This window comes from Pseudochrobactrum albidum, assembly GCF_051851455.1.
Taxonomy (GTDB): Bacteria; Pseudomonadota; Alphaproteobacteria; order Rhizobiales; family Rhizobiaceae; genus Pseudochrobactrum.
This window is the reverse complement of record NZ_JBPVTR010000021.1, coordinates 1-13,525: the sequence shown is the minus strand read 5'-3', so window position 1 is coordinate 13,525 and position 13,525 is coordinate 1. Positions and strand designations below refer to the sequence as shown.

Annotated in this window: 9 protein-coding genes; 8 read left to right on the top strand and 1 reads right to left on the bottom strand. The window is 45.6% G+C overall.

Annotated features, from left to right (window positions below):
• The first annotated feature begins 392 nt into the window (after nt 1-392).
• The 3 genes from ACSTTO_RS05865 to ACSTTO_RS05855 all read left to right on the top strand — a co-directional run bounded on the left by ACSTTO_RS05865 (nt 393) and on the right by ACSTTO_RS05855 (nt 6,087).
• Nucleotides 393-1,205, top strand: coding sequence for a PopZ family protein (locus ACSTTO_RS05865; protein ID WP_439272211.1), 813 nt, complete (start codon nt 393-395; stop codon nt 1,203-1,205).
• Nucleotides 1,206-1,562: 357 nt separating this feature from the next.
• The gene (locus ACSTTO_RS05860; protein WP_439272210.1) at nt 1,563-4,295 is read left to right on the top strand and encodes a valine--tRNA ligase; all 2,733 of its coding nucleotides are present in this window, start codon (nt 1,563-1,565) and stop codon (nt 4,293-4,295) included.
• A gap of 514 nt (nt 4,296-4,809) precedes the next feature.
• Complete coding sequence (locus ACSTTO_RS05855) at nt 4,810-6,087, top strand: OmpP1/FadL family transporter (protein ID WP_439272209.1); 1,278 nt, start codon at nt 4,810-4,812, stop codon at nt 6,085-6,087.
• 239 nt (nt 6,088-6,326) lie between these two features.
• On the opposite strand, the gene ACSTTO_RS05850 is transcribed toward ACSTTO_RS05855, so the two are convergent.
• Nucleotides 6,327-7,076 (bottom strand): class I SAM-dependent methyltransferase, encoded by a 750-nt coding sequence (locus ACSTTO_RS05850; RefSeq protein WP_439272208.1) that lies wholly within the window; start codon nt 7,074-7,076, stop codon nt 6,327-6,329.
• 281 nt (nt 7,077-7,357) lie between these two features.
• Between ACSTTO_RS05850 and glf the strand changes: the two genes are divergently transcribed.
• From glf to ACSTTO_RS05825, 5 genes are read left to right on the top strand one after another with little or no spacing between them, the layout of a single operon-like run.
• On the top strand, nt 7,358-8,503 hold the full coding sequence (glf, locus tag ACSTTO_RS05845; RefSeq protein WP_439272207.1) for a UDP-galactopyranose mutase: 1,146 nt from the start codon (nt 7,358-7,360) through the stop codon (nt 8,501-8,503).
• Nucleotides 8,504-8,548: 45 nt separating this feature from the next.
• Nucleotides 8,549-10,330, top strand: a complete 1,782-nt coding sequence (locus ACSTTO_RS05840) for a glycosyltransferase family 2 protein (protein ID WP_439272206.1) — start codon at nt 8,549-8,551, stop codon at nt 10,328-10,330.
• Complete coding sequence (locus tag ACSTTO_RS05835) at nt 10,327-11,469, top strand: hypothetical protein (RefSeq protein WP_439272205.1); 1,143 nt, start codon at nt 10,327-10,329, stop codon at nt 11,467-11,469. The genes ACSTTO_RS05840 and ACSTTO_RS05835 overlap by 4 nt, the downstream gene beginning before the upstream one ends.
• A 14-nt stretch (nt 11,470-11,483) precedes the next feature.
• Nucleotides 11,484-12,428 carry a glycosyltransferase gene (locus ACSTTO_RS05830; protein WP_439272204.1) on the top strand — a complete coding sequence of 315 codons (945 nt, stop codon included), beginning with the start codon at nt 11,484-11,486 and terminating at the stop codon, nt 12,426-12,428.
• A complete protein-coding gene (locus tag ACSTTO_RS05825) occupies nt 12,415-13,353 on the top strand; it encodes a glycosyltransferase (RefSeq protein ID WP_439272203.1) in 939 nt (312 codons plus the stop codon). Before ACSTTO_RS05830 ends, ACSTTO_RS05825 begins: the two co-directional genes overlap by 14 nt.
• Nucleotides 13,354-13,525: the final 172 nt, after the last annotated feature.

Genomic DNA, 13,525 nt, shown 5'->3' with positions numbered 1-13,525 from the left:
GACAGGCTATGCGGGCAGGGCGGGGGTGCCGAACCTGCATATTATGCGAGGCTATATCCGGGTTCAGGATTTTACAAGCGGTTGAGGGCTTTGCCCTTTATCTCTGCAAAAATTGCACCGCTTTATGCAATAAATTGCCGGCGGCATATGAGCCCCGAAAACATGGCAGATCTTGAAGCTGCACATATGGTTAAAAAATAATTAAAAAAATCTGTGTTTTACGCCTGCATAGCGGCTGCGGGGATTCTCAAATCAGTCTTGCTTCTGTACCTTGAAAATAAGATTCGTTGAATTTTCATACTGAAGAATTTTACGCATCCCGCCGGATTGTCTTTATTTTAAAACATAAAATCACTTCTGCGGGAGGCAACAGCCAAAGGATGCTGCACGATATGGCACAGACTTCCAGCGTAACGCGTGAACCATCCATGGAAGAAATTCTGGCTTCCATTCGCAGAATTATTGAGGACAGCGATGTCACCAAACAGGCGGCCGCTGATCTGACCGCTGCGCCCGCTAATCGCGATGACAGCCTGCCACAGGCTGCGCAAAGACAGACAGAAGAAACTGAAAAGCGCGGCGAGGTGACCCGTTTTCCGCGTCCGGTGCAAGCGGTTGACGATATTCCCGCAGCGCCGTCATCTTTTGCGCTGGATGCAGTATTACGCGGCACAATTTCCGAGCCGTCTTCTTTTGCCGCTTCGCAGGAGGAAAGCTCAAAACCTGCCAATAATGCAGAGCAGGACAGGGCGGCAATGCATGAGCGCAATGTTGCGCATGTGCGCATTGCCACGGTTAACCCGCCGGTGCCGCCGGTTGTTGCCGCCGCAAAACTGCCGGAAAGCACAGTTACCAGGCCATCAGAAGCATTGCTGATGCATGTTGCCAGGCAGCGCGTTGCTACGCAGCAGGGTGAGGGAGATGCAAATGCATTTGCGGCAAAGCAAGAGGAAATTCAGATGACAGATCATCAATCGCCAAAAGCATTTGATAAGCCTCTTATTTCCCGCGCAGCGGAAGAGCAGGTTGCGGCATCTTTTGGCAGCCTTAGTCAGGCATTGCTTGATGAGCAAAAACGTCTGCTCAATGAAAAGATGGAAGCCATGCTGCGCCCGATGTTGCAGGAATGGCTGGATACCAATCTGCCGCCGCTGGTGGAGCGGCTGGTACGTGAGGAAATTGAACGGGTTGTACGTCGCGGCTGAATATTGCTGCGCTCCTCTTTTGAATGGCTGATAGCCAGCCAATACGGGGCGGGGCATGAATTCAACACAAGCCTGTATCATCCGCACATTCAGGCTCCGGCACACAGATGACGGACAGGCACTGCCGCCCCGCTCAATTGCAGCGGGGCTGTTTATATGGCGCAGCTGCATTATATAGTTTATAAAAATATCAAGATTTGCAATCCGGGGCACACGGCCTGTCTTGATTCTTTGTTTCAAACTTGCTTTGAAACAAAGAAAGAGTCTTGTCCGTTATGAATGCATCATTATACCTGTTTTTACAGGGCAAATAGCGCATTCATGACATCTGCTTTCATATAAAGAGACAGAATTTTTATGTTAGAGAAAACCTATGATTCCGCGGCCACAGAGCCAAAAATTGCTGAACTTTGGGAAAAGGCCGGGGCTTTTAAAGCCGGTGCCGGCTCCAGGCCGGGTGCGGATCCGTTTGCGGTGGTGATCCCGCCGCCAAATGTCACCGGTTCTCTGCATATGGGCCATGCGCTCAACAATACTATTCAGGATATTATGGTGCGTTTTGAGCGCATGCGCGGCAAAAATGTGCTGTGGCAACCAGGCATGGATCATGCAGGCATTGCAACGCAGATGGTTGTTGAGCGCCAATTAATGGAACGGCAGGAGCCGGATCGTCATGCTATGGGGCGTGAAAAATTTGTTGAGCGCATCTGGCAGTGGAAAGAAGAATCCGGCGGCCTGATTTTCAATCAGCTGCGCCGTCTTGGCGCATCCTGTGATTGGTCGCGTGAGCGTTTCACCATGGATGAAGGGCTGTCAAAGGCCGTGCTTGAGGTTTTTGTTACGCTCTATAAAGAAGGGCTGATTTATAAAGACAAGCGACTGGTAAACTGGGATCCGAAATTGCTCACCGCAATTTCTGATCTTGAAGTTGAGCAGCGTGAGATCAAGGGCAATCTCTGGCATTTCCGTTATCCGCTTGAAGGTGTGGCCTTTGATGCTGAAAATCCGGATACCTATATTGTTGTGGCCACAACACGGCCTGAAACCATGCTGGGCGACAGCGGTATTGCGGTTAATCCGGAGGATCCGCGCTATCAGGCAAAAATTGGCAACAATGCTATCCTGCCGCTTGTCGGGCGCGCCTTGCCAATTGTCGGTGATGATTATGCCGATCCGGAATCCGGCTCCGGCGCTGTGAAGATCACGCCGGCTCATGATTTTAATGACTTTGAAGTTGGTAAACGCAATAATTTGCGAAAAATCAATATTATGTCGCCGGAAGCTAAGATTCTTCTGAAAGGAAATGAGGATTTTCTCGCAGGGCTCGAACCTTCCGCTGAACTGGATATATTGATTGAACATTTCCATGATCAGGATCGTTTCAGAGCGCGCAAAATCATTGTTGAGATGATGGAGGCCGGCGGCTATCTCGAAAAAATTGAGGAACACACCCATATGGTTCCTCATGGTGACCGCGGCGGTGTGCCGATTGAGCCATTGCTGACAGATCAATGGTATGTCAACGCTGCTGAACTGGCAAAACCCGCAATTGAGAGTGTTCGTGAAGGGCGCACGGCCATTGTGCCTAAGACATGGGAAAAGACTTATTATGACTGGATGGAGAATATCCAGCCCTGGTGTATTTCCCGTCAATTGTGGTGGGGGCATCAAATACCGGCATGGTACGGGTCGGATGGTACAATCTTTGTTGAAAAATCCGAGGCAGAAGCCATTGCCGCCGCTGAGAAACATTATGGTACGCCTGCAGAATTAACCCGTGACAGCGATGTGCTGGATACATGGTTCTCTTCTGCATTATGGCCGTTTTCAACCCTTGGCTGGCCGGATAAAACACCGGAACTTGAAACTTATTACAAGACAGATGTTCTGGTTACCGGTTTTGATATTATTTTCTTCTGGGTTGCCCGCATGATGATGATGGGGCTGCACTTCATGAAGGAAGAGCCGTTCCACACGGTTTATGTGCATGCTCTGGTGCGTGATAAAAACGGCGCCAAAATGTCCAAATCCAAGGGCAATGTCATCAATCCGCTTGATCTGATTGATGAATATGGCGCAGATGCCTTGCGTTTCTCGCTGGCAATCATGGCGGCGCAGGGGCGCGATGTGAAACTTGATCCGGCACGCATTGCCGGTTATCGCAATTTTGGCACCAAACTTTGGAATGCAACCCGCTTTGCACAGATGAACGGCGTGACGCGTAATCCGCATTTCAGGCCGGAAAATGCAAAACTTGCCGTCAATCGCTGGATTTTGACTGAACTGACCCGTGCAATCCATGCAGTTACGGATGGAATCACCACTTATCGTTTCAATGATGCGGCAAGTGCTGCCTATCGTTTTGTCTGGAACCAGTTCTGTGATTGGTATCTGGAATTGCTTAAACCTATTTTTATGGGTGATGATGATAAGGCCAAGCAGGAAGCGCAGGCCTGTGCCGCTTATTGTCTTGATGAAATCTATAAGCTTTTGCATCCGTTTATGCCATTTATGACGGAAGAGCTCTGGAGGCTCACAGCAGGTGAGGGGCAAAGCCGCCAGACCTTGCTTGCCCATGCGCCTTGGCCTGCCGGCGATTTTGAAGATGCGGCGGCGGCTGATGATATCAACTGGCTGATTGAACTGGTGAGCGGCATCCGTTCGGTTCGTTCAGAGATGAATGTGCCGCCATCTGCCCAGGCGCCGCTTGCCGTGCTGGAAGCCAATGAACTGACCAAAGAGCGCCTTGAACGCCATGATGCGGCCATCAGGCGCCTTGCCCGTGTAACGGATATCGGGCTTGCCGCGGCCGCGCCCAAAGGCTCTGCTCAGCTTGTGGTGGGCGAGGCAACCTATTGTATGCCGCTTGGCAGCCTGATTGATCTTGGCGCGGAAATGGCGCGTCTGGAAAAAGAAAAAGGCAAATTGGCTGCGGAAATGGAAAAGATTGACAAGAAACTCTCCAATGAGAAATTTGTTGCCAATGCCAAGCCGGAAGTGGTGGAAGCCGATCGCGCACGCTTTGCTGAACTACAGGAAGCGCAAGGTAAAATCACCGTGGCTATGCAGCGTTTGAAAGAAGCTGAATAAGCGCAAATTCATTATAATATTTATCATTGCCCGCCCTGATTTCAGGGCGGGCTTTTTTATGTTTTACGGAATATATGCCTGATTTTGATTCTGTGATGCTTGTTCAGGGTGGTTTGACTTAAAATATTGATATAATTATTATTTTATAAATTTTATCTGTGGTGTATTTTCGAAAATATTTGTAAAAAAAAGCTCGCCGGAGCCGTAACATGGCGGCAATTTATGCAATAAGGGGAAGCAGTTCAGCCTTTGCTTTGATACTGAAAAACGATTGTCATATAACGTTGTATTTTTATCACAGAGGGCATTTCACAGGCAAAAATCCATGAAAAATTGCTGATTTATATGCGATTTTAGCCTGAAATCAGGCAAAAAATACAAGATTTGCATCAAAAACGCGCTTTTTTTGCGGTTTTAAAACGAACCGCCGGTTTAATCATTGATTGTTGGACTTGCAGAACCGGTTTCGCATGTTACGGTTACGTCAAAATTAAAGATAAATTCGAGGGACAATATGCCAAAATCTGCACTTAAATTTTCTGCTGCTTCACTTGCACTAACCGGAGGTTTGCTCGGTGTGCTTGTTGCCGCTCAGGCTGGTGGTCTGGAGCGCAGTTCGCAGGATTTTGATATTCTGTTTGAAGAGGGCAATGTGGTTGAAGGCGGAGCAACCTTTGCAGCGCCGCAACGTAAGCTGAAAAATATTCGTGGTAATCCTTTTCCGGTTAATCCTGTGCCGGGGCAAAATACCGGTAAACCTTTTGAAACAGAGGTTGATGAAGGTAAAAGCTATTGGGTGCCAAAACTTTCGGCTAAATTTCAGCTCACAGATGATCTGGCCTGTGCCGCGCAATATCGTGAGCCATGGGGTATTGATACAAATTCCGGCATAAATAATGCCCGCATGTTCAGTGCAATTGAGCAGAAGATCTCTTCCCGCGATTATGGTTTGAACTGTTCATATCGTTTTGCCGCGGGTGAAAAGGGCTTTTTCCGCCTTCTCGGTGGTGTGAGCTATCAGGAGCTCAAGGGCAAACAAACCAAGATTTCTCCAGTACCACTTCCTACAGGTTTGCAATTTGCTAACAGTTCGCTCAATGTTGATGATCATGCTTTTGGCTGGCGTCTTGGTGCGGCCTACGAAATTCCGGAAATTGCCCTGCGTGCCAGCCTCGTCTATCAATCCAAGGTTAATTATAATCTGGACGGCAAGGTCAATGTTGATGTAATCGGCGCGCCAATGAGCTTTACAACGCCGGTAAGCGGCAAGGTGGCAACACCGCAATCGGTTGAATTTAAATTCCAGACAGGGATTGCACCGGATTGGCTGGCACTGGCTTCGGTTAAATGGACGGACTGGAGCAGTATCAGCAAGGTAGGTTTTATAAATACCGGCGATAAGCCATTTATAGATTTACCAGACGCCTCCTATCCGGTCGGTGCGGAAGTTACCTCACTTGATCTCTATTATCGTGATGGCTGGACAATTATGGGCGGTATCGGCCATAAATTTAACGACAAATGGTCGGGCGCTGCCACAGTTACCTGGGATCGCGGTACAACAACCGGCCTTACATCGCAGACAGATGTGTGGCTGTTCGGCCTTGGCGCAAATTACAAAGCAACAGAGCAGATTGAATTCCGCCTTGCCGGTGCCATTGGCGTGCTGACATCCGGCACACTGGATAACACACCTGCAGCCCCGAATGGTGGTAGTGATACTGGCTCGAAGGCCGATTTCGGCACTGATGTTGTTGGCGGCGTAACTTTCTCTGCTAAATACCGGTTCTGATTTCTGATCCTGTTTAATCAATAAAGGCGCTGTGATTGAGTGATCACAGCGCCTTTTATATTGGTTTTAAGACGTTCTCAGCATATTTGTTTTTTAACATACAGGCTTTTGCAGGCAAAATGCAAAAACTGCCTGAAACAGCAATATTGCTGATGTTTTAATTGAACTTCTTCAAATATTTATATCTTCAAATTATTTATATATAGCAGGATTTAAATATTGCCCGTTATAATAACCTGTTAATTTTTACAGGATTGATTTGCGAGATCTGATAAAACAAGCCCGATCCCCATCCAGTCACCGTCTATATATGGGTGGTGCGAAATTTCCATTAGAGATGTTGAATGGCGCATAGATGCTTTTAATTCCAGCCAGAACCGCCGAACACCACCGTTAAGATGATCATGCTCACGCCCTCTGACGTCATGAAATGCAGCAATTTTGGCAAAGCGCCCAAGATTGAGCCAATCTTTTTTAACGCCATCATAGCTGTGATCCGCATCTATAAAAGCCAGATCAAAGGACTGCCCGTAAAAGTCTGTTGATGTAGACGGGATGCTTTTTTTAAGAGGTAAAAAAGATGAATAATATTTAAAATCCTGAAAATTATCATGAATATCAACACAGATATATTCTTCCAATCCGCAAAGCCGTGTAAGATATGCCGCAGTAAAAACAGACACGCCACCAAAGAGAACACCAACTTCTATCGCGTTTTTAGGGCGATATTGGCCAATAAACAGCAGATAATCAGTAAATTCAGTAGGAATTTGCTGTATGCCAAAATTAGTTGGGTTTATAAAATTATTGAATTGTGAAATTTCTGCCCAATCACAATAGGGAATGCCAAATTGCTGAACGCAACTGAGCAGAAAGGCTCTGTCTTTCAACTGTTCTATGCTTGCCGACATGATTCGGCTGATTGCCTCCCTTCCTTTTAAAACTATTTTATTCTCTATATCTGTTTTTTTACTCAAATATTTATCCACGATATAAACTCCTCAGGATTTTATTTAAAAAACATGAAAATAAAATATCATAATACTATATATTTATTTTAATTATATTTTAATTTTTAATAAAATTATTATAATTTTATTTTGATTTTCGATAGAATTTATTAAATAATTATTTCAAAAATTTGATCGGGTCAATTAAGTCATCATAACTTTACAAGATGTGATGTTGGTTAGCATTAATTTATAATGCTTAATATTATTTCATTAGTAATATTTGATATTTAAAGGCGATTCATCGGGTGAGGTTTTTTATGAATTTAGATAATTATGATCTTATTATTGTAGGTGCAGGTTTTTTTGGCGCAACCATCGCTGAACGAGTAGCCAATGAATTGGACAAACGCGTATTAATTATTGACCGCCGCAATCATATTGGTGGCAACGCCTATTCTGAAATCTGTCCGCAGACAGGTATTGAAGTTCATAAATATGGCGCTCACTTGTTCCATACTCCCAATAAGCTGGTTTGGGATTATCTTAATCGTTTTACGCGGTTTACAGATTATAAGCACCGCGTTTTTACCAGCTATAAAAATCAAGCCTATATGATGCCTATTAATCTGGGCACAATTTGCCAGTTTTTTGGCCGGCGCATGAGCCCTGCCGAGGCGCGACAACTGATTGCTGAACAGGCGGCGGAATTAAAAGGTAAACAGCCGGATAATCTTGAAGAAAAAGCAATTTCTCTGATCGGCAGACCTTTATATGAAGCCTTTATTCGCGGTTACACAGCCAAACAATGGCAGACGGATCCCCGAGAGCTGCCGGAATCCATTATTACGCGGCTGCCGGTGCGGTATAATTTCGATAATCGTTATTTTAATGATGCCTATGAGGGGCTGCCCGCAGACGGATATACGGCTATTTTTGAAAAAATGCTGAACAACGAAAAAATCACTGTTCGTCTTGGTGTCGATTATTTTGATATAAAATCACAAGTCCCGCAAAATAAGCTTCTTGTTTACACTGGTCCTATTGATCGGTATTTTAATTATTCGGCCGGAGAGCTGAAATGGCGTACTATTGATTTTGAAGCCGAAATACTGCCTGTTGGTGATTTTCAGGGGACTTCCGTTATGAATTATGCGGATGAGGATATTCCCTTTACCCGCATTCTTGAGTTTCGTCATTTTAATCCGGAACGCAATTATCAGACAGAAAAAACCGTTATAATGCGGGAATACTCACGTTTTGCGACACGTAGTGATGAGCCATATTATCCTGTCAATACACCGGATGATAAACAAACTTATCTGGCATACAGCAAGTTAGCCGCGCAGGAAAAAAATGTCATTTTTGGCGGGCGACTGGGCACTTATCGGTATCTTGATATGCATCAGGCTATTGGTGCAGCACTTAAAACTTATGAGCAGGATATCAGGCTGCACTCCTTCTGAATTTAAAAAATCATTATTAGCAATGATTTAAGTAAGAGGCGCTGTATGGCTCATTTTCATGTTCTGCAAAATATCATTCTTCCGGATGAGACACGGGCAGACAGAACTGTTCTTTTTGCCCGCTGGCCGCAGGGGAATGTTTCTCTGGCAGATCAAGATGGTGCTTTGTCGTTGAAACAGGGTACTATGATTGATTTGATGAGCTTTTTTAATGCTTTCAGTCATCGTAAGTGGCACGCTCTAACCGGTATAAAGCAGCTTGGTTTTCGCATTTCTGGATGTGGCCGGGTTCGTATCATAATTTCCGCCTATCATGAAACAGCCGCTGCCAGAGCAGTAGTTGAATATGAAGGTGATTTGTCAGAAGAAGGTCTGACGCTAGATATTGGTGATATCAGCAAAATTCACGGTGAGGTTTTGGCCGCTGATATTCTGGCAATCAGTGATGCAAAACTGAAATCTGCATATTGGGCAACATTGGTGCCGCCGCTTCGCAAGGTAACGCTGGCGGCGGTGATTACCAGCTTCCGTCGTGAGCGGGAAGTGCAGGCAGCTATTAAAAAATTCACAGATGTGATTATTCCTCATGCACCGAAAGGTCATTTGCATCTTTATGTGATTGATAATGGCAAAACTTTAGCAGAAACATCCGGCAATAATGTTACTGTTCTTCACAATGAAAATTTTGGTGGCGCGGGCGGTTTCTCACGCGGGTTTATAGAAGCGCAGAAATCCGGTGGTTTTTCCCATGTGCTGTTTATGGATGATGATGCCTCCTGCGAGCCCGAGAGTGTGTGGCGTACACAGGCATTGCTGGGTTATGTGAAAGATGAGCGCGGCAGTGTGGCAGGCGCCATGCTTTATGCCGACCGGCCGACAATTCAATATGAAAAAGGCGCCTCTGTTCGTTTGCATGGTAAAAAGGACAGCATCTGGAAGGCGCATCATCATGGCTGGGATCTGGCTGATATTGCTTCTGTTGCTGCCAATGACTTGACTGAAAAGGCTAATTATGGCGGCTGGTGGTTTTTTGCGTTTCCGGTAAAAGCTGTTGATTGTCTGGCCTTTCCATTTTTTGTGCGTGGCGATGATGTTGATTTCAGTATTACGAATAAGCTTAACATTATAACGCTCAATGGTGTTGCCACTTGGTGCGATAATTTCGGCTATAAGTTGAATCCACCAACGGAATATCTTGCAGCACGCAGTTGGATGGCGCTGTGTTTTATGCATTCAGACAGCGATACAATCAAAGATTGTTTTCGCTTGATGAGTAAATACGCCATCAAACTGGGCATGCGTTTTGATTATGCCGGAATGCACGCGGTGCTGGATGGGCTGGAACATGCTTTTGAGGGGCCAGATTTTTTTAATCGCCATCCTGCACCACTTGATATTCTGGCTATACAGAAAAACAGACATAGTGCAGAAAAACTTGAGCTGCAGCAGTTTGAGAAACTGCGTGCGGTTTCATGGCGCAAGCCACGAATCCGGCGTTTGCTTGCTTTTCTTTCTTTCGGCGGTGCCTTGCTGCCAACAAATTTAACCCGGCCGGTGATTATACATACCAGAATAGCTTGGGAAGCCGGTTCATGGACTTTATTGCGTGTTTCAGCTGCGGCTTTTGGTGCTGGCCGTGATGTCAGACTTTACAGGCGTAATGCTGCAGAGTTTCGACAAGGCCTTATGCGTATTGCCAGATTGAAACTACGCTTCATTAAGCAATTCAAGCAGATACAAAAAGAATACGACAAAAAAAAAGGGCAGTATCGCTCACCAGCCTATTGGTGCACCATTCTTGGACTTTCCAAAGAGGATGAGCTATGAGTAATCAGTATAAAATCGCAATTTTGATGCTGGCTTGCCGTGATTATGAAGCGATGGAGCTTGCTCTGGCCTGTCACACTGCCTATGGGCAGCCTGAAATCCCTATTTATGTGTTACAGAATTGCCGTGGTAATTATGATGCGGAACGCACATTGGAAGTGGCGCAACGTTATGCGAGATTATTTCCCAAACAGGTTCATGTGATTGATCATATTGCACCGCAGGCTGCCTATCATTCTATTGCAGAGCTTTTAAATTCAAATATTTTTAACCCCTATGATCTGGTCTGCAAGGTGGATGACGATGCATTTCCTATCACCTCTGACTGGTTAGCCAAACTTATAAAATGCTGGCGGGAATCCGAGGCGCGTTACGGCGATAAGCTCGCTTATGTCACGCCATTGATAAATAATAATAATTGGGGTTTTGTTGAAACTATCGAAGCACTGGGGCTGGAAGAGGTTTATTTTTCAACCATGGCCAGAGAACATTATGCAGGTGTGGATAATGCCTATGGCCGTCGCCGTTTATTACCGGCGAATGAAATTGCAACCGGTGTTGACGGTACAATCTGGGGGTTGCCATATCTGGCTCGCTGGATACATGAACAAACCACATTGCAGCCGGAACGGTTTATTGAAGCAACCGCAGAGCTTGCACCGAAACCTATTCCTAGTGCTGATCGTTATTCAATTGGGTGTATTCTGTTCCGGAAGTCTTTATGGAATGCGATTAATGACGGCGGCAATGATGATGAGCATATGATGCATATGTATTGCCGCAAGCGTAATCTGATGATTATCAGCGAGCGTTCTGTTCCTTTTATCCATATTGCCTATTTTTCACAGCGGGAGGAAAACCGCGACATTGTTGAGAAAGCCAAGGCTGTTTATGCCGAGCGTTTGCAACTGCCATTTCCGATAAGTTTGCGCCAAACCCGCCAACTGGAAATTGAAGCACGCCTGCGCTGGCTTGAAACCAACACCATAACGGGTAGCGCACTAGGCGCGCCGGTTAACGGGTTGGCCGCCAACGGTCTTGCCAATATGTCTGCAGAAATGCTCGGTGTGCATGCCTTTAAAGGTATTATCAAGGCTATTTTATACAAGCTTGGTCTGCGCAAAACACCGCCACGTTAAAAACGGGAATTGTTATGACGTCATTACAGAGTGAAAAGCCTTCTGTTGCACTGGCCATTCTCACCAATAGATGGCCGGATGAACTCAACATATTGCTTGATGCCGCCAAGCGCCAAACAATTGCGACCAAGGCTTTTTTGGTTGATGCCTCAGGAAGAACAAATATTCCTTCGCGGGATGGATTGGAAGTTGTTCCCTCCAAACTTAATCTTGGCGGGGCAGGCGGATTTTCCTATGCTATTTTATCTGCATTGGCGAGCGGGGCTGAGTGGATATGGATTATGGACGATGACGCCTATCCGGTTGGTGATGATTGTCTGGAAAAATTGCTTGAAGCCGCACAAAATTATCAATTGGATGTCATATCTCCTTTGATTATTGCACCGGAAAATTACAATCGTTTGTCTTTTCCTTTCAAGGTAAAGGGCAGGATCTCTTATGATCGTGCAGATGTGGAGAGTCTTGGTTTTATTCCGTCTGTTGCGCAGTTTTTTAACGGTGCTCTGGTGCGTCGTTCAGTTTTTTTCAAAATTGGCATGCCTGATATCCGATTGTTTATCCGCGGCGATGAAGTTGATTTCATGTTGCGATTGCGGCAGGCCAAAATTCCTTTTGGTACAGTTACTCAGGCTGCCGTATGCCATCCTGCAGGCTGGCCGGAGGTGGTGAATATTATATCAAACCGGTTGGCGGTGCTGATCCCTGAGACAGAATTCAAAAAATATTATTTTTTTCGCAATCGTGGATATTTGGCGCGGCAGCATCGCCGCTTTATAAGTTTTTGTGCCGATATGCTGCTTTATCCTTACGTTTATCTGGTAAAAAGACGTTGCGATATCAAAGGGCTATCTTCATGGTGGTGCGCTTATCGTGACGGCTTGCTACGTAAATTTGACTGTGCGCCACATTTGAGCGGTAGCCTGAAGCCATCGGGAGAACGGCAAAATGAACGTTCATAATAGTAGTCAAACAGCAATTATTATTGTCACTTACAAGCGTCCTGTATTTTTAAAAATGCTGTTAACCAGTATTGAAAATATGACCACGAAGCCAGAGCATCTTATCGTTGTTGATAATGCAAGTGGTGATGAGACGCCGGATATTATTGCACAATCTTCTATCTCAGAGCAGGGGATCCGGTTGCATTATTTTGTTTTGGATAAAAATGCCGGCGGCTCTGGCGGCTTCAGGGCAGGGCTGGAACTGGGGCTCAAACTGCAGGTCGACTGGTTCTGGTTAATGGATGATGATGTGGAGATTCTGCCGGATGGCCTTGCAATTATGCAATCATGGCAACAATATTCACAATGCTTTATCGGCCGTCGATATGATTATAACGGCAATGAATTTCATTGGCAGCCTCGCTTCAATTTATATCTTGGGGTGCCGCTGCCTTATCTTGGTAATCCTTTTGCAGATCGGCCGTGGTTTGCCACCAATTGCGGTTGTTTTGAAGGCATGTTTATTCATCGCAATATTGTTGAGAAAATTGGTCTGCCGGATCAGCGTTTTTTTATCACCTGGGACGATGTGATTTACGGTTGGCTGGCCTCGCATGTAACAGAAGTGATGCTAATTAATGCTTTTGTTATCAAGCGGATTCGTCAGCAACGGCAGATCAATCTTGGCATACGACATCTCAATGATGCAAATAATGTAAGCCGCTATTATGTCATGGCCAACAGGGGGCATGTGGCGCAATATTTACGTCTTTATAATTGCTATCATCCGGCAATGTTTGCATTTGGTACATTTCTGGTTCTTGCCAAGGAGATATTACGTCTTATTGCTGTTGAGCGCAGCCTGAAAGGATGCACTGCACTTTTTCGTGGTATGCGACAAGCGCGTAAAATTCGCCATGATAAAAACTGGTCACGACCTTAGGCATTTTTGAAAGCATATAGGGTGTTTTATTTTAGGCTCAGGACCTATTAAATTGGTTGCATGACGAGTGGTGAGTTGATTCAATGGCGACGTCAGGAGGCGTTGCTATGAGTGATTTGTTTTGGTTGTCGCCGGCGCAGATGCGGCGGATTGAGCCATATTTTCCACTGTC